Origin of the sequence: Nostoc mirabile CHAB5784 (assembly GCF_020829645.1) — a bacterium.
Lineage (GTDB): Bacteria > Cyanobacteriota > Cyanobacteriia > Cyanobacteriales > Nostocaceae > Nostoc > Nostoc mirabile.
On the sequence record NZ_JAIVFS010000016.1, the window covers coordinates 60,472 to 87,178 of the forward strand.

A 26,707-nucleotide genomic window follows, 5' to 3' on the forward strand; every position below is an offset into this window, starting at 1 on the left:
AGAACTGGATTACTTATCAAAATATTACTGAAAAACATTGACTGGCATCCGATGTTTACAGGCAGATGTCCATTAAAGAATTATTTGTCAGTTTTAAACAATTACTGTCAAGCCACTCGGTTTTTTGGGTCTTGTGCAGTTAGAGTTATGCTCTAGCTCCTCAAATTCCAGTTTTAAACAATTACTGTCACCTTCACTCATTAAATTCACTTAAAAACTCTGACTCGAGCTTATCAAGTCGTGAGCAAATAGCTCTTATCGTTTCATTAGTTGGACTATTGTGACTTTTATTACTCGCAACCAAGTACTTCTCTACACTTGCCTTAATCTTTGAGTCTAGGCGTTCGTCTAAATCGTTACCACCTATTGCATCAAGCTTATCTTGGGAATCGCCTAAGTAGAGATCGATAAATTCGAGCAGCGTGGCTGTTGCTGTTGTGCCTTTCGAGTTGCAACGGGCGATAAACTGCTCCCACATCTTTTGGTCACAGTTGAAAGATGCCAGCTTTTTCTTACGCCCTGTATTGCTCATCTCTACGTATCATCTAGGTAAACCGTAACTGTCTGCGCCCATTTAATTGCTTAATTCATCATGATAATTACCTTGATGCTACCATCGTGAGCGCATTCCTCTTTGAAGAGGAAGGGGGCAGGGAGCAATAACCTGCATTTATCACAAGTGATAAATTCAGGGAGTGTGGGAAGGAATTGAGAAATTCGCGTTTAAGCGATCGCTTTATGCAATGCAGCACCTCCCACCCTATGAGTGAGAAATTCGGGAATAAGCAGGCAGAGATAAACCCATCAAGTACCCCAGCAAATTCACTTCGGTAAATAAAGCCCGGTGCTATCATTGGGACGAGCATGAGTGTAACGGCTAGTTTGGTTCAGCGATGAATGTCCCAAAGTTGCTTGCAGCAGTTGCACAGGTGCGCCCCGGTCTAAACTATGTGTTGCATGAGAGTGCCTCAACCAGTGCGGTGACACATGACCAGAAATCCCTGCCTTTTTACCCGATTCTGCGACAATCTTACGGATTCGCCGCTCACCTACAGCACCCCCCTGACGGCTAACAAACACGGGTGCGTCGGGACTATTATTGGTTCTTTGTGTCAGCAATTCCTGATAAATGCTTTTGGGGATTACCACGGTTCTGGTTTTCTGTCCCTTGCCGTAGAGCGTAACTTGTCCGTTGCCATCCCGCCCTGGTTGTACCGAGCGCCAGGTTAAAACAGCAATCTCACTCACCCTGGCACCAGTATAATAAAGCAGTTGGATCACTAGCCGATCGCGACCCTTTGGGGTTAGGGCAATCATTGTCATCACCTCTAGCTCAGACAGAAGACGTTCGGCTAACTTATCCTTGGGTTCAGGTAACGGCACTTCGGCGGCGACATTAAATTTTGTCCATTCCACTTTCACAGCGAACCGCAGCAGACTTTTGAGCGCCGCAAGTTTTCTGGCACGGGTGGATGCCTCATATTTCTTGGTTTCCAGATAATCAGCGAACGCTAGAACGTCGTTCATTGTTACTGTTCGCAAGTCTAAATCATTTAACTGTACAAGTTTTGGGCTTACACCTAGCACAAAGGCAATGAAATAACGGATATCTGTCTCATAAGAGCGCCTGGTTTCGGGCGATCGCTTGCTACTCTTCCACATCTCCACTATTTGGGCAGTGTTAGTAACATCTGCCATCCTCTGCACCGAGTTTTCTGCCCCTGGTGTTAGCATCGAGAGTTCTGAGCTTCCCACATAAAATCCAATCAGCCTCTTAACACCAAAAAAGATTGTTCCAAATGGTGTGTCCCTTTTTCAATTATCGATTCCAGGGGAGCAACATTTACAAAAATTTCCTAGACGTGAATTCACGCCTAAATCCTTGAGTTAATCGGCTCAACGTGTTAATACGTGTACCTTTGTAAAGAAGATAACTCACCTTGGCTACACAAAAACTGCCTCAAGATGACACAAAGCGACTGCTCAAAGATAGATCCGATAATGTTAGTTTTCGGATCTGCTGGCGTGAAACCATAGATTTGTCATTGGTCAGAGGATACCTCTATTAGCATCACCCCAGTCGTTCCCAGAGCGATTTTCTGTTGATTTTTGCCCCAGACTTGTGTATACATTCGCTTACCTTGGAGACTGACGGGCTGACAGCCGCCCGGACAAAACCCTTGATCGGGAACGCCAATAATATTAGTTAGTTCATGAAATTACCCCTCAATAGGCAACACATCTTCATTCAGCAAGGCGTAAAATTCCGGGACTTGATCCTCGACAAGTCGCAGTTCACTTGCGGCGATCGCTTCAAGTTCCAGCACCGTATCCCAGCGCAAATCACCAGCCCATCGCTGAAGGATGCCTTTAATTGCGTCTACCCCCTGCTTGATACCAGAGCGTAGCATTTCCACACAATGGAGTAGGGTCGTGCGATCTGTCGGGGATGGGTCACATTCCGTAGTATCCTCCCCCTCTAGTAGGGGTTTCACTATACAATCATGGGGGGGGGTGGATACCAATTCGCAATTGTGAATTCGCAATTCGCAATTTCTTGAAGTTAATTGCGAATTGCGAATTGCGAAAAGCAGCGAATTGCTTATTGGAGCTTTCTGCTCCCGTTTGCTTTGGCGGTGAGCAATTACATGTTTTGCAAATTCTAATTCCGACTTTGATAGCGAATAAATTTTCACCTGTTCACCGCGCTTCCCCTGCTTGCGGGAAGTCAACTTTAGTCCCAGCTGCTCTAGCAAAGTGGCCAGCAACCAAATAGGTTTACACTCTGACGACGGAACAGTAAACCCAAGAATTACTTTAACGTGAGCAGCACAAGATGAAGCGATCGCAATCATATTTATTAAGAGAGGGTCGTTGGCATTAACTTCGCCCCCAGCAACTAACCGCTCAAGGATCTGATGCAACCCCAAGTTGAACCGTGCTAGCCACCGCGCCGAGTAATTTCCCCAGTCCATACATAAAGCAAGCTTTTCTCGTTCGGTGCGGTCTTTGGTGGTGACAAGTTTTGGAGGCGTAGGGTATTCTCTGCCTGTGGCATCATCAATAATTATTCCCTCTGGTTTTGATAAAATTGCTTCAAGTCCAGCGATCGCTCTGATTAATCGACCGCCATTATCGAGTTCGACTAGTTCAGGCGTAACGTCGATACCGTAAGAGTCAAAAATGCGAAACTTTTCGTTTTCAAAAACTTCTTTGGGAGTGAGGTAATCTTTACTCCTACGGGCGCGATACTCACTCGCTGTAATATTATTAGCCTTGGCAACAGCCGAATAATGGGCAGTGGACAAAGCCGCAGCCGCATTTTTCATCCGTTCTCTTTGTTGGTCATCATCGTCATTACCCACTGAGATAAAGGTATTACCCATCTCGGTGAGGAGCGAGAGCAAATCATCACGCAGATTATTCAGAGAATAGTTACGGTTAGCCAGAATTTGACAGTAGGCATCCAACGCCCAATCTTTTTCAGCACCACGTTTACCCGAATCTCTGTGAATGCGAATTAGGAAAGCCGTCATCTCATTCGATTGCAGGAGTCGTTCTTTAATCTTGGTAGCATTAGTTTCGGCATAACCAAAGGGAGGGCGCGGGGCCACCCAAACATGAAACGGAACCTTCGGGCGATAACGGTAAAGTTGTTGGGCGCATTCAGTAGCAGTTTGGGAAACGCCGTGAAATACACCGAATACAACATCAAAATGATATTCGGCAATGTCTACTCCGGTTCCCAGGCTGGGGGAAGTGAACAAAGCATCGAGGTTTTTAACAGCGTTGGTGATATCTTTGATGAAAGCAACGTTTTCTTCACTGCCGGAATTATCGGAATGGACAGACCAAATACGTAGTTTTTGTGCATGACTACCAATGCCCCGATTAGATTGACTCAAAGCATTTTCGGAGGGTGATGATTCAGTCGAGTCGAATATTTGCACCAAGAATGATTGTTCAAGTTTCTTAATGAAACGCTTGGAGTCAGAAACTACCATGATTTTCTGTCCGCTCATCAACGCTGCCGAGATTTGGGCAACCAGTGCACTTGAATTACTACCCTCGTACCAATATATAGTGCGATCGCCATTTCGCCATTCGTTTTTAATGATGTAAGGGACTTCACCAATAGGGCGCATTGCTCTAAAGAAGTCCACCGTTAAATCATCCATGTGTGCATCGGCAATCACAACCAGTGGTGCATTGTGTACTATATATTCCAGAACTTCTAAGATTGCTGCCCGATGCTCCTTGCAAGTATTACTATGCAGTAAATGCACTAAGTATTGGCAAGCTTCATCAATAAAGATGCAGCCGTACTTTAGGGCTTGAGTGTTGAGCTTGTGTAAACTGTCGATGGTAATGCTGAGAGCTTGCGCCTGAGCTAAACCTGTGTAACCCAAGTCAGAGTACATGGCAGTTTGGAGTCGTGAGCCAAGATTTTTGAGCAAATTTACGCGGTGTCCGTTGTTGAGGAACCGCGCGTCAGGGTTTTGGTCACGCCACCAGCGCATGAGTTGGGTTTTCCCTGTACCCATATCGCTCCACAGTACGACCAGTCCTGTTTGAGGAAAACGGAAAGATTTTTTCGGGGCAGGGTTACTGGGCTTGGGGTCAAAGGAGTCAGAATCTATTAACTGTTCCTTTTCCCTTTTCCTTTCCCCCAAGCAGCAGCCCGTAGGTTTAAGATTTGGGGTAAACAATTTTTCTTGAAAGAGTGAATTTTGAGGCGGAACAGATGAGCATTTTTCTTCTAAGTCAGGAATAGTGAGGGCTTGTGTCAAATATTTCACATTGACTGTGACATCAGGCTGGTATTTAGAGAGTCCCCATTTCTTAGCACGATATGAGCGTTGGTAATCAAAAAGTGATTTGGCATCATTTATGATCGCAGTTAGTAAGGTATCAGCATTAAGACCTCTGGCCACCACAAAATCATCAACGCCTTTTTCAATACCGGGTAGTAATGCAATTTCACCTGTGCAGCCAGCAGCTTCGATAGTTCTAATAGTACGAACAGTAGCTTGAAAAACTGACCAACGGGTATTAGCTCTCGTCTCGTAGTCGAATAAAATAATGAACTTGCGCCCTGCCTGAGCCATCGGTACTAAGTCAGGATGCAACCGTTCATCGAAATCTTGTTTGCCGACGCGCCCATTCCAAATTCCAGGGAGTGCGATCGCTACAAATCCCATACTGAGCAAGCAAGCTGCCTTCTTCTCACCCTCGCATAATATTATTGGAATCTCTGGATGCTGCTTTATCCACTCCCAGAAAGTGATTTGTATATCTTTGTGCTGCAATTCGATGTTCAACTGTATTTGCTGTGCAAACCATGACCAAAATATCAGTGGATTGAGTAAGTCTTGTAAACACAATGCTAAAAGGGAAATTAACTGCACGAATTGGGAATTGCACAAGTGGGCAACTATTTTCAAGCCCAAAGGTAAAATTTTTGTATTTTTCCTTTGACAAATGAATTTTGAATTTTGACTGACCCGTTGGCGCAGCGTTCCCAAGAGTTGGGGTTGACCTTTAATATGCAGCTTTTTCCCACGTTTTGCAAAAAGCACTTTTTGAATATCGGGGACATTGTAGCGCCGTGCAACGAGGTTCAAAATACAGTTGGGAATATCGAAGTAGGTAACTCGGTTAGCTGTCTTGGGGGGTGACTCGTATTTGACGGGCTTCCCAGATTGCCAATCGATACGGGGGAAGTTGGGCTTAATCCTTCCCCACTCCATTGGTCGCCAATTATTCAATGGGTCAAGAGATTGAATCCATATCCCCCCCAACAAGAGATGATCGTACCTTTTGATGTATGCATCGGTGACTCGACCGGCATTTTTCCGAGGGATTTTGTTGGAGATGAACAGGTAATCGTAAATTGATTCTCCTTCGATGTGGAAGAAGCTGCGTGAAATCAGTGCTGGATGAATGGCACTACCAACATATAACTCATGGTATTGGGCAGTCGTGAGGTTGTTTGGGTATTCAATTGGGTGTTCCCTCTGCTCAATTGATACCTTGCAATCTGGTTTCGGCTCTTTGGGTTCTTTGTTGCCACTCTTAATTGCATTTTTATTTGTATTCACATTCTCTCCCTTTATTTTTCCATGACAATCCGGGCGACATTGCACCTATGCCGCATTCATCAGTCATCAGTTATGAGTTATCAGTTATTAGTTATCAGTTATTAGTTATCAGTCATCAGTCATCAAGTATCCGCATTATCAGCGATAAGGACGGAGCATTTAAGTTGCATAAAAGCTCCCGCTGTACTGCCGGAGCTGAACCCGTAGGGTTGTCCTTACTACAAGCGAATCAACCTGGAAAAATGAATGATGATTAGCTTAACTGTTTACTGTTAACTGTTAACTGTTCACTGTTTTTTCGTACTTGTGTGATTAAATCAGTCTCCTGGGTAGTAAGTTCTGCCCAGTAGTCTGCTTTTATCACCTCGTATTTTTCAGCCACAGCCCAAAACTCCTGCCATGTAAACTCAAGACGAGCAAGTACTTGCCTAATTTCACTAATAGCCACAGGTAATAGTTGTAATTGCTCCGTCCTTGTTGCGATGGCCTCCTGTGTGGGACTAGTACCCAGAATTATCGCCGCAGCTTCGAGCGCTTGGGTATTGTTCATGGCAACGCTTAGGTTTTTCAATGCCATACCCATGAGGCGCAGACATTCAGTCGCATTTTCTTTGGGTGGTTCGGCTGCAAGAGAACGCAGATCAATTGTCTTCTCCAACGCAAGTTTTACCTGCTTGTTCAAAACTTTGGTAGCCTGTTGCGTCATAGTATTCCCCCATTGTTGAGAAGGACGTTCCTCTAGAGCGTGTTCTAATTCCTGGATACGTTGGTGGAGTTGCTGATTCTCAGTCTCCAGTTTCCGTAACCCCTCCATCTCATCTAAACGCTGCTGCAACTGGATATTTTGCTCTTTCTGCTGGTTGTACAGAAAATGCATGGATTGGATTTGCTCACTTACTTGGGCTTCGGCTCTAGCATTAACTTCTGCTTGTAGCCCAATCCTCAATTCCTGAGAGAGGCGCTCTAACTCAAGCTTGTGTTGCTCTTTGAGTGCTGCGATCGCTTCCGTGTATTCTGGTGGATATGTACGCTCAGTCGATTGGGACACAATTGCGGCATCCAAATCAGTGTTGTTTACCAGCAGCCTTTCACCATCAGAGAAGGTAACAATCTGTTGTGAAGTATTGGGTGCTTCTGCACAAATCACTCCCTCTTGCCCATAACGGGGATGTTCTGGTGATGAAATTGTGATGACATTTTTGGGAACCAATGGTTCCTGATTTTTGGGAACCATTGGTTCTGAATGGAATGGCTTTTTCCCTCTTGGCATTGGAGCAACTTTATTTGCAGCAGCAGCGAAATCTGATTCACTAGGGTCTGGGTTTAATTCCAAAGCCAGTGCGATCGCAGCAATAAGTTTTTCTGGTTCTTTGGCTAACCTTAAAAGAGGACGGGCTTGGCGCTCATTTTTAATCTGTGACCCCAACTCCCCTGCTGCAACAATAACTCTTGATGCCCCTAACAGTTGATTTATACGCCGATAGCCACCATATACATGCAATTCGCCTTGGCAATATTGTGAAAAGTTTTTGTACCCAGCGATTCTGTACATCCGCTCATCATGCATGAGGCGAATCTGTTCTACTGCTTGCAACTCAAATTGGTCTATGGTAGCGAAGGTGTCTTTGATACTGCTGTTAAGGTCATCGTAATGAAGTGCTGATTTGGTTTCTTCTCTATCTAGTGTCAGCATATTTCTCTCCTGTCATTATCACAAGGAGAGGCGTTTGAAAAAAATTTTGATGTCACCTTAACCCCGACACCAAGGTGTATTGGGCATAAGTCATTTTTCACGATATTTTCCCCTGATTACTTGGTTGACAAGTTTCAGAGGGGGTTGCATCAGTTATCAGTCAACAGTTATCAAGGACTGTAAATTCCAACTGATAACTGTAACTGGTAACTGATAACTGTTATTCGCACTGCTATGCTTTTTGCTACGAAATTCGGGGCTTTTCTTAATTAAACTTAATATATCGCCAATTTGAGGAATTTCAACAGCCAAAACTGCCACACGAAACTGGTGCGTTTCGTGTGGCTTCTCGTATAATATGAGAAGCAGCGCGGATTTAATCTCTTCTGACCGTCAGTGGATAAAAGCGGCCAAACTTTCCATACCACTGCTTCGGTTTTCGTGAGATAACCTCGCTCTGAAATTATTCTGTTTTTGCTACTGGGCAAAGTGTCACTAATTAATGACTCTTTGTCCTTTAAATTTTTGGTGCTGTTGTATATCTCCCTCCATTTCCTGTTCGTTTTGATCTTACAGAACTTTTGGTCGTCTGGTATATAGCGTCGTTTTGATTTTTACTTTTAGACCTCCGTATTTATTAACGATTGTTTTAGTTAGGGGTAATCAGAGGTTTGGTGACACTCTATGTAGGTAGATTACCCTGCGGTAAAAGCTCTTGCTCAAGATGCATTTGCTAATTTTGGGAAAGCATGAGATACACGTACTAATCCTTGCGGATCTGTCATGATATATTTTTTTATTACTGGTTGAAGAGTAAAACTGATTTCTTTTGTAACTGGGTCTTTATTACTCTCAATCAATGACTGTCTTTCAAGTTTTTCCAATGCACTTATCAATTCTGAAGTTGACACAAATGCTTGGTGCTTCTGATTTAGATCATTGATTATTTCAACGAATTTAATAGGTCTAAAAGTTGAAGCTATTTTATCTGCTAAATAAATCATAATTTGCTTCTGAATTTCATTCAATACTTGACCAAAGGCTTCATCAAGCATTGCTTGAAGTTCATGACTAAAAAACGTAGTTTTGTGTTGGAAGAATATTTTTGTACTACCACCAAAGAAATGGTTGATTCGATCCGCTACTGTTTTAAGTTCTAAAGGATTACCGCGATAGGTGTTGATCAACTCATTGCATTTTTGCGTATCAGTTAATCCTTGAGTAGCCAAAAAATGCATTGCGGCATCTGCATCTAACCCTTCGACTCTAACCCACTGAATGTGGCGTTTAGCGCTTAATAAACTGTCAAATTCATCAGGTAAAACTCTACTAGTTAACAGTAAGCGGCTTTGATGTTGTTCTTCTACCAAGCGACGAAAGAATATTCTATAATCTAGCCTCTGCTCGAAGTTATTTTTCTGAAATAATGCATCAAATTCATCCAATACCAGTAAACATCTACGCGATTTTAATTGCTTAACCAGTTCTGTAATCATTGTCTGGGTAATCTCTGGCAAGCTTAAGGATGTTTCTGAAGGTTGGATTAGTTGTATTAGTTCCGCTACTAAGTCTTGAACTTTCGGTGCATAGGCAACTGATTTCCAAATTAAACAATCAAAATCAGATGGAGACTCTATACTAAGCTCTGCTAACAGTTTTGCTGCTAATGCAGTTTTACCAACTCCCGCCACACCTATTAACGATACACAGCGCTGCTTTATTATTAATTCTTTTAAATGGATTAGTTCCTGTGTCCGTCCATAAAAATTAGATAGGTCAGGTAATTCGCCTCGAATGTCTTGTACAAAATCATTAGGGGCAAGTACTTGCTCTTTGTTTAGTTCAGATGGAACAGAATACTTTTTGGTGGCTTGTTCTAGAAAATATCTTAGGTTTCTCTTTCCTACCCGTTCTTCATTTCCAATAGTTTCAGAGAGTAGCTCCCATAACTGAGGAGCTAAACGCCGTTGCAAATAATTAGCACTATACGGGGAGTTCTCTGCTATCTCCACAAACTCCCTGTTATCCCATCCTCCTCTCATAATTTTAATCTCTGCATCAGATAGGGGTTTACCCCTTTTTGCAAACACTAGGTTATTCACTACGACCAAAGCTTCTTCAAAAGTTACTGTTTCTGAAATTCTTTGCTCTGGAAGCTCCTCTGCTGTTGTAACAACAGAGGAGAGGGAAATATCTGAAAACCTTAGTCCTTGCTCCGCACTAAAATCCATATCTGTACTTGATCCTGTCGGTTTAGTAAAGTCCTCGCAAGGGACGTTTAATTATGGTTAATGGTAGAGGTGTGTTAGATTAAACTTAATATTACTAGCTTTTTCTGCTTATATTTGCTTGATTTGACGAAAGTAACATATAAATATCTAATAAGTGACTTAAAATTGTCAATGCATCAAATAGTTTATTTTCTGTTAAATCCATAGGATTGTTCTACTGAAAGCTTAGACTAAAATAGTCATATAATATACAAAAACATTTTTGTATACTGAGCAATATTTACTGGAATAGTCTATTTAGTACAGTATTAGAGCAATAAAACTTAGATTCAAAATAGGTAATGTTTAGTTGATTAATGCCTACTAACCATTGTCATCTGCATTGGTATAAGTTTTTCAAATATGTCATGCTACTGTATTAATCCCCTTTGCGATCAACGTCAAAATCCCGACAATATTGAAAACTGTCTCTTTTGTGGCACTTCACTGCTGATTAATGACCGCATCCGCTTGATTAAGCCGTTGAGAGCGCTTACTCAAGAATTGTTCACTTATATGGAAGTTTTTGAAGTAGAGGACGCTGGTACTCAGTGGAATCCTGTACGTGAGCAGCGAATTATGAAAGTTCTGAGATGGGGATCGCCTAAGATGGTTGAGTTAATAGAGCAAGAAGCTCTAACTTTACAGCTAATTCATCATCCAAGAATTCCTAAAAGTACCTTAGATGATTTTTTCACCTTTGTTCCTAATGATACTCAACTGACACTGCGTTGTTTAGTTATGGATAAAGTCGAGGGACAGAACCTAGAGCAGTGGATAGAATTTAATGAGAAAATTTCACAATCTTTAGTATTAGAATGGTTCAGACAATTAATTGAAATTCTTCATGATATACACCGCTCCAATTTTTTTCATCGAGACATTAAACCTTCTAATATAATTCTTCAGCCAAATGGGCAACTGTCATTAATTGATTTTGGGGTGGCGCGACGGGTGACTGATACCTATTTAGCAAAAATTAGTGGAAGCGGAGGAACTAATACGGGGAGGGGAGGACGATATGAAATTACGTCTGTAGTCACGCCTGGTTACACTTCACTAGAACAAATTGAAGGGCGGGCAGTCCCACAGTCAGATTTTTTTGCTTTAGGTCGGACTCTTGTACATTTAGTCACTGCTACTCCACCTACTGATTTGTCTAAAGATACAAAAACAGGGAACTTGCTTTGGAGAGATAAAGCACCGCAGATTGACAAACCTTTTGCTGACTTCATTGATGAGTTAATGGCTTTCTTGCCAGGGCAGCGTCCACAAACAACTAAAGTAATTTTGCAGCGATTAGAAGAACTGCCTCAGCAGATTAAAAATTATAAATTAGCTAATTCTAAAATAGTTAAATATAGCAAGCTTGCATTAAGGGGTTTAATAATTGTTGGGGGTATTATTCTGTCTATACCCTTGCTAAGTAACTACTTAGTAACTCAAGGACGAAAGTTAGAAGCAGCAAATAATTCTCAGGGGGCGCAAGAGGCTTTTGACTGGGCTATTAAAATTAATCCTCAACTTAAGCCTGACGTTTCAGAATTTTATTTTGAGAAGGGGCGTGGTAGTACTAGTAACCTCGATCTAGCTAAAAAATACTATAAATTAGCAATTAAATATAATAATCAAAATTCGGAAATCTATACTAATTTGGCTGTGGTTTGCCAACAATTACAGCAATTTGAATGCGTAACTGATAACTATGGAAAGGCAATTGAGCTAGATCCTAATAATTGGCAAGGGCATTACGGACTAGGGACATTTTATGATGAGCAAGAAAAAGATGATTTAGCTGAAAAACAGTATCAGTTATCTATAAAAACTAGTAGCCAAGCCATTCTGCCCATCAATAATTTATCGAGATTGAAAATTATAAAAGGTGACTATAATGCAGCGATCGCTTTAGCGCAACAAGGTTTACAAAAAGCTAAAGAGCCTGAATTACGGGCTGTTTTGTATAAAAATTTAGGTTGGGCGCTCTTTGAGCAAAAGGAATATAGCCAAGCAAAGAAATATCTGGAAAAAGCCAAAGAATTAGATATACACAGAACATCTACCCATTGCTTGTTAGCGCAGGTGCAAGAAGCTCTAGGTGATGTTGATTATGCCTGGATTTCTTGGGAAATTTGTTTGCTAACTGAGTCTAGAGAGCCAGAGGTTTTCGGTTGGCGGTCGCAAGTATTAGAAAGAATCAGGTTAAAAGATCCTATTCGTCAAAGGGAAGAATGACACTTTATTTTATACCTAAACTTCCTGTATGCTATTAACATGCAAGTACTAACATAACAGTTTTAATGTTAATGGCAGATAGGCGAACAGACAAAGTAGGAAAAATAATCTACATTTTCCGAATTTCAATGATTGTATCAATAATCCTTTTTTTGGGTTTGAGCAGTGCATGGGGTCGCCAACTTAAATCAATAGGGAGTCGTGAGTGTAAGGCGAATGGTCGAGTTGTTAATGCAGGAGATCGTTTTTTGGCAGCAGGTAGTCAACTGTGCCCAGGAGATCGTATTAACCCAGTTAATGGACGCACAGTCAGTGCTTTGTGTTATTTAAACGGAAAACTTTTAGATTTCAAGCAGAGTAAGATTTTCGATGCCTCTGACGAATGTTCATTGCCTCACAAAAAAGCAAAGCTATGCACAGGACTGAACCCTAGCGGTTGCAATAATACTAAGAGTCCGCATGAGGATCAGGATATACCAACATTAATTAGTCCCTATGGCAGTTCCATGTTGAGTAGTCGGCCTAAAATATCTTGGTATGCGGTTTCTAATGCTATTAGCTATACAGTAATTGTGAGTAGCTACGAATTTTATTGGGAGAAAACAGTAGATAAAACTGTTACTACCATGCCTTACCCCAAGGAACAAAAAGAGTTAAAACTTGGTAATACGTATAATTTCACTGTAATTGCAAACAAGGATAAATCTCTAGCAAGTTCCGAACCGTTAGTAATTATTGTTCTGCCAGAGAAAGAACAAAATGAAATTAAACAAAGAGTCCAGCATATCAATGAATTAAACTTACCGCCAGACGAAGCAGCCATTTTCGATCTACATGCTATATATATGTCTAGAAATCTTTTGAATGAAGCGATTGAGGCGTTAGAAGCACGAGTAGCAGCAGGAAGTCAAAATCCTACCCTTTATAGAGTATTAGCAGATCGATATTTAGAAGCATGGTTGCCGAATGAAGCGCTTCGTAATTATAATGTGGCAAATGAATTGGCAAAACGTAGTAGAAACTTAGATGAATTAGCTAAAGTGCAGCAAGGACTAAATTTAGTAGAATCTTACAACCATCCGCCAACAAGAATAAATCCTGCCCAAAAATAAGGGTGGCTGTATCTAGAGTCTGATATTAAATTTAATTGCGCTTGACGCAATGCTTCTGCTTTGGGAACACCATTTTTCAAATTTTTGTAAAATTGTTCCATAAGTAAAGCAGTGGAGTCAGCATCTACCTTCCATAAAGTTGCCACTGTACTTCTTGCGCCTGCTTGTGCAGCTACTCCAGCAATTCCTAGTGCTGACCTCTTATTGCCTTTGGCGGTCTGACAAGCACTTAAAACTAATAATTCAATTCCATCTTCATTGGATCGAGCGCTGAATTTTAGTAGGCTATAAAACTCTAGTGCGTTAATCGCTTTGTCCCAAGTAAAGAACATTGTTCTTTTAGCTTCAGAGCTAAATTGAGCGTGAGTAGTTAAATGAACAATAGGAGAGTTAAAACTACTCAACTGTTGCCCAAGCGCTTGGCTAGTAAACTTTTCGTTTAGCAAAACTTTTGAAGAAGAAGTTTGTTGCTTTACATATTCTATCTCCTCTTTCACTTTTGGTAGTGCTTTCATGTTTTCAAGAACATTTAAAGTCCTAAGACTGGGATTGATTTCAGACAGTCCACCAATTAAAGCTCTTAACTGATCTTTAAGTAAGAGCTTGGGTTGTCGAACTCTAGAGCCTAAAGTTTGAGCAATACTACAATATTTAAATAAATAATCGTTACCATCATGAAGCAGTCCTATTGGTAAGCTTTGGAAGGATGTATCTAAAGTAAACACTAGCGTTCCTGATGAAGGCAAGTATGTTTTTATGGGCGCGATTAGCAAGTCATAGAGTGACCGAGGAAAAGAAAGAATGTCAATTTCAGCGGTAGAGGACAATCGAAGGGATTGTAAGATTTCTAATAAATTATCAACATTAGTTTTAACTAGCTTAGAGTCAACAGAATGGCTGTGAAGGGAGCCATTAGCCAACTGTAAAATTACTTCTACACTTTCATCCAAATCAATTATGTGAACTACTGTCGGAGCGCTAGGCAAGTTTTTAACTTCGTTCAAAGGTATAATGTCAAGATTTCCGCACTGGAGAAAATTTTCTAATTGAGCTATTTGCAATCGTTCATTTGTCTGGATTACTCGTTTTAAGTCAGGATTAGGAGAAGCTAAGAGTAATCGCATATATTCTCGGTATATAGGCTCCACTTTTTCTTGAAAGGAAAATTGTAAATCTGCGTTGTTTGGTAAGAGGTTTTTACGAACTTGAGTAATATTTTCAATTGCAGCACCATAAGCTTGAAGGGCTGCTTTAGTTCTTTTTTGCTTTTGGTATAATTTTCCTAATTCCTGTTGCCATTGGTAGGCAATATCTGATGCCCGAACTGACTGAGCTTGGCTTAAAGCTTGTTCAAAATAGGTTTGTGATTGCTTTGGATTTAATTTACCTAGAGTACCAAAACTTTCTGATTTTAGCCGATGGTTGTTCGTGCTTTGAGCAGTTCGCAAAGCGCTTTTAGCGTATCCAATGGCTACTGAGTGTAATTGTTGATCTGAGATTTGATTCAGGCTGTTAGCAAAGTTAAGTTTGGCATAAACAGATTGACTAGCAGGTAATTGAGAAAATGTTGAGGAGTTTTTTAACACTAAGTCAACTGCTGGCTGAATCTGTTGATTAATACTAGCGCGAACAGTGGCTAAATTTGTTTTACCTAACCTCACCTCTATCGTCAGCCATTCCTGAAAATCTAATAGTAAATTCAAGTGCTGTAATTGAGATTGTAATTGTACTTCTTGAGAAGTCGTTGATGAATTATTTATTTGCTGATAAATATCAAGGGACTCTAAGGCTTTTTTTTGAACTAAAAAGCTAGCTTCTTTTTTGAAACCTGGTTCTTCTATTGAACTATAATTATCTTTTGCTTGTTTGTAAAATGAATTTTCAGTATTTCCCAAAGAGAGCAAAATTCTGCTATGGTCAGCAGATGAAAGATTTTTAGCAGTTGACAATATTTTTGCCAAAACTATTTTTGATTCATCTAACTTGCCAATTGAGCGCAATACATCTGCCAAGTTATGCCACGCAAGCAGATTCAGAGGTGTTGGCTTTTGCTGATCAATTGCTTTCGTCAGTAGTTCTGTTGTAGATTCAGTAGATTGCTCTGAGGGGATGGCGCAAATATCGGCATCTGTATCTAACTTCAAAGCTTGTAAAAGTGTAGTACAAGCCCGACGATTTAACCCTAAAGCTTGTAGGGCATAGTTCTGGTTGATTAAACTGCCTGTAACGCCCTCCTGATAGTGAATTTGACGATAAATTTTTGTGGCTTCTTTCCAGTCTTGAAGTGCTTCTACGGCTCGGCCTTCATCAAAAAACTTTTTTCCTCTTTGGGTTAATAATCGTGCCTGATTATGTCTTTTATCTGTAGCATAAGCAGGAGCAATAAATGCTTTGTTATTAAACGTAAATAACCCTGCAATGCTTAGAAAAAAGTATTTAGCCCAATCTCGACGTTTAATCATTAATTTTTACTAAAATTGATTCAAACCTACCTTTTTAACTTCGTCGGCACATGGATTAGCAGACGATGCACTGTTAGCACTGACTGACCCAGAATTTGTTGTCAAAAAAATTCTGCCATCAGATTCTTGTACTACAGCTTGTGCTTCTAATATTTGCGTAGGCTCTTGATCCCTTGATTTTAGTTTTCCCAAATCATTGCCGGACTGATCTAGAAGAGAGTTGTCTTGCCAAATAGGGTTTTGAGATGGCAGGTTGCTAGGACTAGGAAATAAACCGTCGTGTCCACTAACAACAAAAGTACTTGCTATTGTGTCCGATCGCCCTTGACAGACTGATGCAATCTTTGTATCTGTTTGAACTGCTTCTAGTTCTATCTTGGGTTGCACATTGTTTCCTATTAAAAAGTTAACCTCAACTGTGCCGTTGACACCTCGCTCAGAACTGGCTGTAAATTGGCTGTTGGCAGAAAGGAAAAGCCCTTTAGTATCGATTTTGATATTACCTCCCCTTCCTTCAAAAGCATTGGCAGTTATGCTACTGTCTCCTAAAGAGAATAAGTTTTTCGTATTAATAGTTACGTTCCCACCATCACCATCACTACCTTGCTGCCCAGCAGTTGCGGAGATGGTGGCATCTTGTAGTTGTAAAAAATTTGAATTGATGTCAATATCACCACCTTGTCCTACAGCAGTGGTTGCAGTAATAGCGCCGGATCTGGCGACGCTGATGCGATTGGCATTTACTTGAAGTGTGCCAGCGTCGCCAGATCCATCATTTTTGACGCTCAACGATCCGCTATCCATAACATTTAAGCGGCTGGTATTGACAGTTACGCTTCCTGCATCACCAGTGGGGGTTGGTGGTACGCTGGGGAATCTTGCTCTTAAACTTTCATCTAAAATAGCTGCTGACGACTGTATGGAGCTAGGAAACTTTGAATTTGGATTAACGCCTGAAACTTCTATAAAATCAAAAGCATTGATAGTAAGGCTACCGGCATTTCCATAAGATACCGTGGTTGTATTTACAGTTGCTCCATCTCGAATAAATAGTTTTGGGGTATTAATTTCTAAGTTACCAGCGTTACCACTACCAAAAGTATTAGCCTGAATGAGACTAGGCTCCAGAGAAGAAGATTGTCCTGTTAACTCTATAAAATCTTTTGCGCTTACTAAAACATTGCCTCCCTTGCCGTTAGCGAAAGTAAGAGAACCTAAGCTACCTCCATTCCTAATAATGACACTTTCTGATGTTAAATTTAAATTGCCACTGCGTCCCGAATATCTAGTGGAAATTGCAGTAATAGTTCCTCTGTTATCTAAAATTAATTCTCCTATCTTTGCAGTTATATCTCCTCCATTGCCAGAACTATAGCTGAATGTGTTAATACCACCTAAGCCAGAAGGATTGATAATAGATGGAGTAGAACCAACAATTTTTAAATTGTTGGCATTCACCGATACTATTCCTCCTGGCGTATCACTAAAAGTAGTGGTGGCTATTTGCGCTCCTTCAATGATAAAATTTTTTGCATTGACTTCAATATTTTCTCCTGGTGTCTTGCCAAAATTACTAGTAAAAATAGCACTGGTATTAAATTGAGATTCTCCTTTAACTTCTAAAAAATTAGAGGCATTAATAGTGGTTTCTCCATTTTGCTTAAAACCATAGGTTTGGCTAGCGATCAAGGAGCCATTTAAAACTTTTATCTCACGTCCTTGAATATTAATACTTTTTCCTACACCTTCATTACTTCCAACGTAAACTAAAGCGCTTTGTGATAAACTTATGTCTCTAAATATTTGTTTATTTTCATAATTAAAAACCCACTTATTATTATCTGGTTTGATGCCTACGTTTCCTTGAGCGACGCTTCCTACCTCAATGTTTCCATTTATTGTACTAAGTATTCCTCCTTCTATTGATACGTCTCCTCCTAATAAGGCTAAAGTTTTGCCAGGATTTACTTGCAAACCATTAGCAAATCTACTGGCATCAAAAGGAAAATTAAAATCGGAGCCTTGAATAGTGTGACCTGCTCCTTGTACTTTAATTGCCCCAGGATTTATACCAAACTCTAGCCCCCTCGCTATATTTACTTTTAACAAAGGAGAAGATTGAGGGTTTTTAGCACTGAACTCAATTTTATTATCAAATTTAATGCTATCTGCTGTACTTGCCAAAAATGAGCCGCCAATGTCTAATCGAGCATTTTTACCGAATATAATACCATTGGGATTTATTAAAAATAAATTTGCTGTCCCATTAGCTCGAATTAATCCATCAATATTGGAAATAGATTTACCTGTCACTCGACTAAAAATGTTCTGAATATTCGGAGTATTATTAAAGTAAGCAGTGCTACCAGTAGGAATAGAGAAGTCTTTAAAGCTATGAAATAAGGTAGTACCTAATTGAGTTCCATCTTCAATATTACTGATATTTCCCTCTGATTTTATTAGAGTGTTATTCGTTAGACTTGCATCTGGAACAATTTGTTGAGCTTCGGACGGGAAAATTGTTGATAAAGAAAAAAATATTGACATTATAGCACTATTTTTATATTTTTTAAGCATTGCAACACTATTTTTTTGTCCTAGCTTAATCATTGAATTAACCATGTTACTACTAATGCTAATGGGATTGTAAATCAACTTTGGCTCACAAGTAAAAATTGCAGTTTTTAGTTTGAAGCCTATATGATTACTTAGTATATAACCCAAGTTGCCAGTTACAAAATCAGATTGATGAAGTGGTGTCAAAAAGGCAATAAAATCCCCTCCAGGAATAAAAACGGAAGGGAAGATGCTAAACGAAATAATTACTGTCTATGCTATCATCGATGACTTGCTGAAGGCGGTTGGGCATGAAGATGATTGTCGTCGAGATATGAAAGATGCAGAAATTATAACAACGGCAGTCTGCGCGGCGATGTTTTTTAATGGGAATCATAGCAAGGCTTGCAGCTATCTGAAAGACCATAATTTGATACCCAATATGTTAGAAAAGTCACGATTTAACCGACGAATACACGGTATCTCGATGCTGATTAATGATTTGTTTCATCAAATGGGAATGATTTTCAAAGAAATTAGTGATTGTACCGAATATCTTTTAGACTCATTCCCTGTACCAATTTGTGATAATATCCGTATCTTTAATGTCAAGTTAATCAACTCAGAGGAGTATCGAGGTTATATAGCATCGAAGAAACGATACTTTTATGGTGTTCGGGTTCAGTTATTAACGACGAAAAATGGTATTCCAGTCGAATTTGCGTTTATGCCTGGTAGTGCCAGCGATGTGCGTGCGTTAAATGCGTTACCTTTAAATCTGCCACCTGGTAGTGAAGTTTACGGTGATTCAGCCTACACCGATTATAGTATTGAGGATGACTTAAAACAAACGAGTCAAATTTCTTTGAAAGTCATGAGGAAAAAGAATTCCAAGCGTCAAGACCCACCTTGGAATCAATATATCAAACAACATACTCGGCATTATATCGAAACCGTGTTTAGTGGTATAACTAGTTTTTTCCCAAAATCCATTCATGCAGTTACATACCAAGGGTTTTTACTTAAGCTACAAGCATTTATTTTTTCTTTTACTCTTCGACAAGCTTTTAGAGAATGAGTAACTTATAGAACTTAAAATCATTTAAGTAAATGAATCCTCAATCAACTCTCAGGTGCGGTGACGCGTAGCGTCACCGCCACTTTGTTCTACGCGATCGCATAAATTGAGGGATGACTTGCAAACCTCAGTCGATAACCCGCAACTTGGGTTATATACTGTATATTCATATATAAATCATTGTAGTAGCTTGATTAATTATGTCTCTTCCTGACGGGCCAAAAGGTTCCTCTTGGATACAAACAGTTCAGTTTTTTCTTCGACCATTAGAAACATTAGATGTTTGGCATCAAATGTATGGGGATACTTTTAGGGTATTGGGAAACGAGCTTCCTGCCACTATTTTCTTTAGTAATCCAGAAGCTATACAAAAAATTTTTACAGCCACCTATGAATATTTTGAATCTACTCAAAATAATAATTTATTAAAGCTATTGTTAGGAGAAAATTCTATTCTCTCTTATAGTGGCGAACAGCATCAACGACAGAAACGAATACTGCTACCTCCTTTTCATTCAGAGCGAATGCGTGATTATAGTCAAGTCATTTGTGAAATTACTGAAAAAATAATTGGAGAATGGATTCCGGGTAAGATATTTGTAGTTAATTCAGTTATGAAAGAAATTTCTATTCGCATCATTCTTGATGTTGTATTTGGACTACAAAACGATGATCGTTATAATTGCCTGAAACAATTGTTAGTTTCCCTGTTTGATGTTCTTCACCATCCTTTTAATTCAATATTTTTGACGTTTCTTCCTATATTACAAAAAAAACTAGAATTTTGGAGATTGGAAGAGAGTCTAATGAGTCAACTCCAGCAAATTGATAAATTAGTATATGCAATTATTGCTGAACGAAAAGTGCAACGTAATTCTTCAGGGAAGGATATTCTAAGTATGCTTCTGGAAGCATCTTATGAATCTGGAGAACCACTAACGAATATTGAATTGCGCGATTCTTTGATGACGCTATTGTTCGCGGGATATGAAACCACGTCATCTGCTCTTTCTTGGGCATTGTACTGGAGTTATTTTTCGGCAGAAATTCACAAAAATCTTCTATTTGAACTTAACTCCTTTCCCACCGCCAATGACAAGAGTGGAATAGCACAATTACCTTACCTGAGTGCTGTTTGTTCTGAAACATTACGCTTTTACCCAATTTCTTTAATGCCTTTTTCACGATTTGTACAAAAGCCTATAGAGATCATGGGTTATCAGCTTGAACCGGATACAATCGTTAATGTTTCAATTTACTTAGCTCACCAAAGGGAACAAGTGTACCCACAACCAAAGATGTTTAGACCAGAGCGATTTCTAGAGCGTCAATTTTCTCCATACGAGTATTTGCCATTTGGTGGTGGCAGTCGTCGCTGTATCGGAGCAGCATTAGCACAACTTGAAATCAAGCTTGTTCTGGCAACTATTTTGTCACGCTTGCAATTGGGATTAGTGAGTCCTCGTCCTATGAAGCCTATTAGACGAGGACTAATTATGGTTCCTCCAACATTTGAAATGGTAGTAACTGGAGTGCGTTAGAACATTCTTGCTTCTGCCTATATAGTCTTGCGCTAACACTCCGAATACCAACAAGGCTGGTTGACTGACAAAACTCAAGGAGGATAACAGTATGAGGAATGTACCTTGATACGACTATTGTGTAGCCATCTGCTAAACCGTCTTTGGCGACTCTGGGCAAACAATGCTCGACTTTGCACATAAATCCCCCATTTGGTTAAATTTATACACTCAGCGCAAATTAATGCAATCACCATCCAAACTAGTGTTTTTAAGTGTCTTATGTCTGCCCATGTTTTCGATTGACTCAGTAGTGTGAACAAGTCATCATATAAACGGGAGGTCGCTTCCATCTGTTTCTCTATCTGTGTTTCGTCACCAGCTAGAGTACGGCGAAATTACTCGTTATGGAACTCTGCACCTCCTTTTTTCTTTGCTTTAATTTCTTGAACTCGGACTTTTGTCAGTCAACCAGACCAACAAGGTGTATTTTGTTAATCATGATTTAGGGAACTTAGGGAGTTAGGTAAAAATGCAAAGTTTATCCGTAAGAATAAAAATTATGTAAATTAGTTGTTTATCCTACGATTAACAGCGTTCATAATTGCTGCTAACTACAATTTTTTTGCGATAAAACTTTCTTTGCTCATAGTTGCCAATTTAGGAGTACCTTATCAACTGAAAATCAGGATTTTAACCTTGAACTTAAGATTTAACGTTTATCTGCTTGATATTGAATGCTTGAAGCTAAGAAAATTTTGAGATTGCGTTTGTTCTGATAAAACAGCAATCCTGTACAATTTCAGAGTTTGCGGCAATATCCTACCGAATCTGATGACCGATAAATCTCCCACAAAGCGCACATTGTTTTGGTTGCCTTTAAGTATATTGATAGTGCTTAGTGGTACTGCTAAAACCCTACATGCACAGACCACTACACAGCAGCCAAACCTCCCGCCTCCACAAGACATCCAGCCCCCTACACCGCAGCCACAACCCTTACCTCAACTACCCCAACGACAACCCTTACCAGAACTACTCCCGCCACAACAACCAACTCTGCCGTCAGAAGAGGAACTCCCTAGCAAGCCGACAGAAAAAGTTACTGTTGAACGCTTCGAGATTGTTGGTAGTACAGTTTTCAGCGAGGAAGAGTTAGCTAAAGCTGTGTCCGACTTTCTCAATCGGCAACTGGATATAGCCGAGTTGTATGAAGCTCGTTCTAGAATCACCAATCTATACATCAGAAACGGTTACATTGCTTCTGGTGCATATATTCCACCTCAAGAAATTAGTCCGGGGTCAGGTGTGGTAAAAATTCAAGTAGTTGAAGGTAAACTTGAAAGCATTAAGATAACAGGTACTCGACGACTTTCTCCTAATTATGTGCGCGATCGCCTGAAATTAAACACAACGGGGCCTGTAAACGAAAAACGTTTGTTAGATGCACTGCAACTGTTGCAGAACAATCCTTTGATCAAAAGACTATCTGCTGAGTTGTCACCTGGGGAGAAGCTCAACACAGCTGTCTTAACAGTGAACATAGAAGAAGCAGACACATTTAACACTCAAATCATACTCGACAACGGGCGCTCGCCATCTGTAGGTAGCTTTCGTCGTCGGCTGCAAGTAACTGAAGCAAACTTACTGGGAGTAGGAGATGGTTTAAGTGTGGGCTATACCAACACTGATGGTAGTAACTCGTTTGATGCTAGTTACACAATACCCATCAATCCGAGAGATGGGACAATTTCTTTTACCTACGGGACTTCAGCAGCTAATGTTGTCGAAGAACCTTTCGACATCCTGGATATTCAAGCAGAATCTCGGCAGTACGAACTGACGTATCGACAGCCAATAGTCCGAACTCCCAACCAGGAATTTGCGCTTGGCATAACTGCTTCCAGGAAAGAAAGCGAGGCTTCGTATGTAGATTTTGAATTTGGGCGAATTCCGTTCCCCTCTGATGGTGCAGATGACAAAGGGAACACGAGGGTATCGGCGCTGCGATTTTTCCAAGAGTGGGTATCTCGCAATAACCGAGAAGTATTTGCAGTGCGATCACAGTTCAACGTGGGACTTGATGCATTCGACGCGACGATAAATTCAGATAGAGCGGACAGTCGTTTTTTCAGTTGGCAAGGGCAAGCCCAATGGTTACGGCTGTTGGCTCCAGATACTCTGATGTTACTGCGTCTGAATACGCAACTAGCTACTACTACACTTTTGCCGCTAGAACAGTTTGGCGCGGGTGGTGTGGATAGTGTACGAGGATATCGCCAAGATTTTTTCTTAGTTGATAATGGTGTGTTTGCTTCGGCTGAAGTGCAAGTGCCGATTCTCAGGGCCGGTGGTACTTTGCAAATGATTTCCTTTGCAGACTTCGGATTTGTGTGGAATGCAGGTACAGAAAATCCCAACTCAAATATGTTGGCTTCCGTGGGGTTGGGATTGCAGTGGCGCGGGGGTGACTTTAATGCACGTGTTGACTGGGGGATTCCGTTAGTGTCGGTAGATTCAGACGGAAGAACTTGGCAGGAGAACGGGATTTTGTTTTCTATTCAGTACAATGCGTTTTGAACGTGTGGCTATGCCGCTTGTGATTGATATGAACTGCTGCAACCAAAGAATAATTTTCTTTCTTTTATCAGTAGTGACTTTGGTGCTAGCGACGCGTAGTGTTTGTTTGGGGAATATTTGTCGTAAATCTGCTAACATATCAAAGCTTTCGCAGGACTCTAGGTACTCAGTTATATAGTAAATTGAACCGAGAGCTAACCATTCCTTTGTTGCCTCATGTTCGCAGATTTGATGATTCATTTTCTAGAAAAAAGCCTTTAGTTAAGAATATCCTAGCATTCAGTTTATTCTTCGTCTTCGTCAAAATCTTCATTTTTGTCTTCGTGCCAGTCTCTGTAAGCCTCTTCCGGATGTTCTTCATACCACTTTCTTCGTCCTCCAAAGCAAGTTCTTTCTCCCTCATTGTTCAACTGCTGTCAGCCTGGAGGTGCGGCAATGAACAAACCACCATCCAGACGCAAGAAAGTTATCCTTGTAGCATCTGGTGAACCAAAGCCAGTAACTGACCCTGCTCCCGAAAATACTTCTGGACAAGACAACCCAGCCTCAGCAACGATTACGGTGACTGCTGTTGAAATTCTAGAGTTGACCGAAGAAGAACAAAGCTTACGCTTGCAATTGGAACGTCAGGTAGAAAGGGCATTTTTGTCAGCGGGTCAGGCGCTGATGGAGTTGCGTGATCGCAGATTGTACCGTTCCACGCACCGTACTTTTGAAGAATACTGCCGCGTTCGCCCTTGGCGTTGGCGCAGCCATCGCTTCAATTATAGTCGTGATGCGGCGTACCTAAAAATTTCAGCGACTGTGGTTTATGAGAATCATAATTAAGTTTTTGCCGACCATTGGTCAGCAAATTCCAATGCCGACCAACGAACGACAATTGCGTTTTTTGGCACAAGCAGGCTTGAAACCTGCTGTATAAGCAGATGTATGCTGGACAGGATACGCGAAAGAACTAAAATCCCGGCGTTGCAGAATTGAAGTATGGATTTGAGCCTTCGCCTTCGCTATGCAGTGTGCAAAGGTTTGGCTACAACCGTTTTAGAGTTTCTTGTTCTTGACTAATAAATTTCGTCTTCTTCATCTACCCAATCTTCATCCCAGAGAAGTTCACTGTAAACCTTAGTTGCTTGAGATATTTTTAGGTTGTGAGCTGCTGTCACACAATTTCTTGGTTGCCAGCCAATAAGGGCGTATCTTCGGTGTAAATATCTGACAGCATCTTTGGAGTCATTAATTACTGGAATATCTTCTTTGATGTATTTCCGCAATTGGATTCCTAAACGAATTGCCTCCATTTCATAATTGTGAAAATAGGGTTCTTCAACATCAGGTGTAGAAATCAGCAATCCTCTCACCCAAGCATGACTTTTATAGATAGCCTTCGCTACAACTAAATTGACTTGTTTTGGTGTCCAGTTGCAGGTTGATAAAAAGTTATCTATTGCTGATTCATCGTCTAAATCTATATCTACATTAGATTCTGAAAGTATTTCCAAGATATCTGTATTTTCTAGGAACAGTTCGTACCACTCTTGAAAAGTTTCGGGACTAAACAGTTTTCTGGCTTCTTCAAATGAAATTTTCTCCCATCCAGCATCTGTAACTATTTCATTACCAGTAGGAGCAATGAACAGATTCTCTTCTTCTAGCATCCAAGGCAAGGATGTATTGTGATGTTTTCTCTTTCGTTTACCCATTGAACAACTTGATGCCATTGCGATGTCTACGACAAGCGGCCTAAGCGTCTACGCACTCAACTCTAAGCTATCGTTGATTATTTGGTAGGCTTCTTTACCAAGGGACAACTTTTGTTTGTAACAGTACGTATACCACAGGAGCAATGTATTCTTTTGCACTTATCTTCGCCCTGGTATCACCCACAGAAATCATCACGTATACCACAGGAGCAATGTATTCTTTTGCACTTATCTTCGCCCTGGTATCACCCACAGAAATCATCAACGCGGATATCCCGCCAGACATCAGAAACTTGCCAGCCGGAATTGCCCACAGATTGTACTGGAGGATTGTCAAGGAATGGAATATAGTCAGGAACTCTAGCCTCTGAAATCGCTACTGGTTTCTCCTCAACCACAGGGGCTGAAGAACTGACAGTATCAGTTTGAAGAAGTTGGTCTTCTGCTTCTGAGATTAACTTCATCTGTTTCAGGGTAAGCTTGTCGGATTTTTTGATGATTTTTTTTGTATGTATCTCATTAGAAATATTCATTGGCTGTTCCCTCAAAGGCATTGGCTTAAAATTTGTCTGGCTAAAGTTGGGAAAGGAAGGTGTAAATAATTTGCACGGAATAAACACTCTACTGTAAATCTACGGGAAATACCAGTCCCTTGCTGAAGAATTTATCAATATCTGGCGTGAAAGCAGCACGAAAGATGTTTTAAGTAAATCAGCAGAGTGATTGAGCTAAGTTTCGTCAGTTTGATGGATGTCTCAAAGTGCTTGATATTGTGAGATTGTAAAGAAAGGTTTTAATTCAAAACTTGCAAAATATTTATGACACAAATACCAATCGTTCGCCAGATTTTATCAGATCCGGATAGCGGATTACTATCATATCTTAGCCAACAACTTCAAACACCGAGCTTTTCACATTTTAAAAGCCAATTTGGTTTTTATGTAGATGAGTCTTGTACACAAGTTACCTCGGTAGACGATTCTTTAGAAATACAAACGATACTTTTGTTGACTCTGAAGTTATCGATCATTGTAGATAGCCAAACTCCCTCGGATGAGGCGGCAGTACACGCTGTTGAGTTTCAAGAATTGCTAGATGCACAAATTATTAGATGGAGCCATTTCCAATTCGCAATTCGCAATTCGCAATTCGCAATTATTAATAATACCCCAAGCATTCACGCGGGGGCTTGAATATTGATACTACGTGTTTTGTTTCTTTTCATAATTGAAATTAGAGGCTTTGACCCGGATTTCTCACCACACTTCTCAAACCCTTATAAAATCTAGATTCTGGTTTTTCACACTGCATCAAAAAATCACAAGTCAAAAATGCCCGAAACATACTCTAGGCAAGGATTATGAAGATTGTGATCGCAGGGCTTGTGAGAAATGCGGGTTTGA

General features: G+C 40.4%; 15 protein-coding genes and 1 pseudogene. 7 read left to right on the forward strand and 9 right to left on the reverse strand.

The window, feature by feature from the left end:
* Positions 1–193 precede the first annotated feature (193 nt).
* From LC653_RS13075 to LC653_RS13095, 5 genes are all read right to left on the reverse strand, one after another.
* A complete protein-coding gene (locus LC653_RS13075; protein WP_229494887.1) occupies positions 194–532 on the reverse strand; it encodes an MPN domain-containing protein in 339 nt (112 codons plus the stop codon).
* A gap of 290 nt (positions 533–822) precedes the next feature.
* On the reverse strand, positions 823–1,734 hold the full coding sequence (locus LC653_RS13080; RefSeq protein WP_229494888.1) for a tyrosine-type recombinase/integrase: 912 nt from the start codon (positions 1,732–1,734) through the stop codon (positions 823–825).
* Between the two features lie 485 nt (positions 1,735–2,219).
* Entirely contained in the window at positions 2,220–5,750 is a 3,531-nt protein-coding gene (locus LC653_RS13085) for a plasmid replication protein, CyRepA1 family (protein WP_233718231.1), read from the reverse strand.
* A 604-nt stretch (positions 5,751–6,354) separates the two neighbouring features.
* Positions 6,355–7,794, reverse strand: coding sequence for a hypothetical protein (locus LC653_RS13090; protein WP_229494889.1), 1,440 nt, complete (start codon positions 7,792–7,794; stop codon positions 6,355–6,357).
* A 719-nt stretch (positions 7,795–8,513) separates the two neighbouring features.
* Positions 8,514–10,025: a helix-turn-helix domain-containing protein gene (locus LC653_RS13095; RefSeq protein ID WP_229494890.1), complete on the reverse strand. Its 1,512-nt coding sequence runs from the start codon at positions 10,023–10,025 to the stop codon at positions 8,514–8,516.
* 402 nt (positions 10,026–10,427) lie between these two features.
* Here LC653_RS13095 and LC653_RS13100 point away from each other — a divergent pair, with 402 nt between their 5' ends.
* Positions 10,428–12,296: a protein kinase domain-containing protein gene (locus LC653_RS13100; RefSeq protein WP_229494891.1), complete on the forward strand. Its 1,869-nt coding sequence runs from the start codon at positions 10,428–10,430 to the stop codon at positions 12,294–12,296.
* Between the two features lie 128 nt (positions 12,297–12,424).
* A complete protein-coding gene (locus LC653_RS13105; protein ID WP_229494892.1) occupies positions 12,425–13,408 on the forward strand; it encodes a tetratricopeptide repeat protein in 984 nt (327 codons plus the stop codon).
* Here LC653_RS13105 and LC653_RS13110 read toward each other — a convergent pair.
* Together LC653_RS13110 and LC653_RS13115 are read right to left on the reverse strand one after the other, a co-directional pair.
* Positions 13,366–15,870, reverse strand: coding sequence for a CHAT domain-containing protein (locus tag LC653_RS13110; RefSeq protein WP_229494893.1), 2,505 nt, complete (start codon positions 15,868–15,870; stop codon positions 13,366–13,368). The genes LC653_RS13105 and LC653_RS13110 overlap by 43 nt on opposite strands.
* Before the next feature lie 9 nt (positions 15,871–15,879).
* On the reverse strand, positions 15,880–18,417 hold the full coding sequence (locus LC653_RS13115; protein ID WP_229494894.1) for a two-partner secretion domain-containing protein: 2,538 nt from the start codon (positions 18,415–18,417) through the stop codon (positions 15,880–15,882).
* A gap of 259 nt (positions 18,418–18,676) precedes the next feature.
* On the opposite strand from LC653_RS13115, the gene LC653_RS13120 reads away from it, so the two are divergent.
* From LC653_RS13120 to LC653_RS13135, 4 genes and pseudogenes are all read left to right on the forward strand, one after another.
* Complete coding sequence (locus LC653_RS13120) at positions 18,677–19,504, forward strand: IS982 family transposase (RefSeq protein WP_229494895.1); 828 nt, start codon at positions 18,677–18,679, stop codon at positions 19,502–19,504.
* 200 nt (positions 19,505–19,704) lie between these two features.
* Positions 19,705–21,045 (forward strand): cytochrome P450, encoded by a 1,341-nt coding sequence (locus tag LC653_RS13125; RefSeq protein ID WP_267923039.1) that lies wholly within the window; start codon positions 19,705–19,707, stop codon positions 21,043–21,045.
* 813 nt (positions 21,046–21,858) lie between these two features.
* Complete coding sequence (locus tag LC653_RS13130) at positions 21,859–23,604, forward strand: ShlB/FhaC/HecB family hemolysin secretion/activation protein (protein ID WP_229494897.1); 1,746 nt, start codon at positions 21,859–21,861, stop codon at positions 23,602–23,604.
* A 435-nt stretch (positions 23,605–24,039) separates the two neighbouring features.
* A pseudogene (locus LC653_RS13135) lies at positions 24,040–24,523 on the forward strand (hypothetical protein); the annotation flags it as partial.
* 142 nt (positions 24,524–24,665) lie between these two features.
* Here the strand turns inward: LC653_RS13135 and LC653_RS13140 are convergent.
* Both LC653_RS13140 and LC653_RS13145 read right to left on the reverse strand, forming a co-directional pair.
* Entirely contained in the window at positions 24,666–25,304 is a 639-nt protein-coding gene (locus LC653_RS13140) for a hypothetical protein (protein WP_229494898.1), read from the reverse strand.
* 245 nt (positions 25,305–25,549) lie between these two features.
* Positions 25,550–25,837 (reverse strand): hypothetical protein, encoded by a 288-nt coding sequence (locus LC653_RS13145; RefSeq protein WP_229494899.1) that lies wholly within the window; start codon positions 25,835–25,837, stop codon positions 25,550–25,552.
* A gap of 285 nt (positions 25,838–26,122) precedes the next feature.
* On the opposite strand from LC653_RS13145, the gene LC653_RS13150 reads away from it, so the two are divergent.
* On the forward strand, positions 26,123–26,497 hold the full coding sequence (locus LC653_RS13150) for a hypothetical protein (protein ID WP_229494900.1): 375 nt from the start codon (positions 26,123–26,125) through the stop codon (positions 26,495–26,497).
* Positions 26,498–26,707 lie beyond the last annotated feature (210 nt).

Bases quoted from the DNA above. Each gene is read 5' to 3' on its own strand.
- LC653_RS13075 (WP_229494887.1), bottom strand. From the start codon at position 532: ATGAGCAATACAGGGCGTAAGAAAAAGCTGGCATCTTTCAACTGTGAC.
- LC653_RS13080 (WP_229494888.1), bottom strand. From the start codon at position 1,734: ATGCTAACACCAGGGGCAGAAAACTCGGTGCAGAGGATGGCAGATGTT.
- LC653_RS13085 (WP_233718231.1), bottom strand. From the start codon at position 5,750: ATGGAGTGGGGAAGGATTAAGCCCAACTTCCCCCGTATCGATTGGCAA.
- LC653_RS13090 (WP_229494889.1), bottom strand. From the start codon at position 7,794: ATGCTGACACTAGATAGAGAAGAAACCAAATCAGCACTTCATTACGAT.
- LC653_RS13095 (WP_229494890.1), bottom strand. From the start codon at position 10,025: ATGGATTTTAGTGCGGAGCAAGGACTAAGGTTTTCAGATATTTCCCTC.
- LC653_RS13100 (WP_229494891.1), top strand. From the start codon at position 10,428: ATGTCATGCTACTGTATTAATCCCCTTTGCGATCAACGTCAAAATCCC.
- LC653_RS13105 (WP_229494892.1), top strand. From the start codon at position 12,425: ATGATTGTATCAATAATCCTTTTTTTGGGTTTGAGCAGTGCATGGGGT.
- LC653_RS13110 (WP_229494893.1), bottom strand. From the start codon at position 15,870: ATGATTAAACGTCGAGATTGGGCTAAATACTTTTTTCTAAGCATTGCA.
- LC653_RS13115 (WP_229494894.1), bottom strand. From the start codon at position 18,417: ATGTCAATATTTTTTTCTTTATCAACAATTTTCCCGTCCGAAGCTCAA.
- LC653_RS13120 (WP_229494895.1), top strand. From the start codon at position 18,677: ATGCTAAACGAAATAATTACTGTCTATGCTATCATCGATGACTTGCTG.
- LC653_RS13125 (WP_267923039.1), top strand. From the start codon at position 19,705: ATGTCTCTTCCTGACGGGCCAAAAGGTTCCTCTTGGATACAAACAGTT.
- LC653_RS13130 (WP_229494897.1), top strand. From the start codon at position 21,859: ATGACCGATAAATCTCCCACAAAGCGCACATTGTTTTGGTTGCCTTTA.
- LC653_RS13140 (WP_229494898.1), bottom strand. From the start codon at position 25,304: ATGGGTAAACGAAAGAGAAAACATCACAATACATCCTTGCCTTGGATG.
- LC653_RS13145 (WP_229494899.1), bottom strand. From the start codon at position 25,837: ATGAATATTTCTAATGAGATACATACAAAAAAAATCATCAAAAAATCC.
- LC653_RS13150 (WP_229494900.1), top strand. From the start codon at position 26,123: ATGACACAAATACCAATCGTTCGCCAGATTTTATCAGATCCGGATAGC.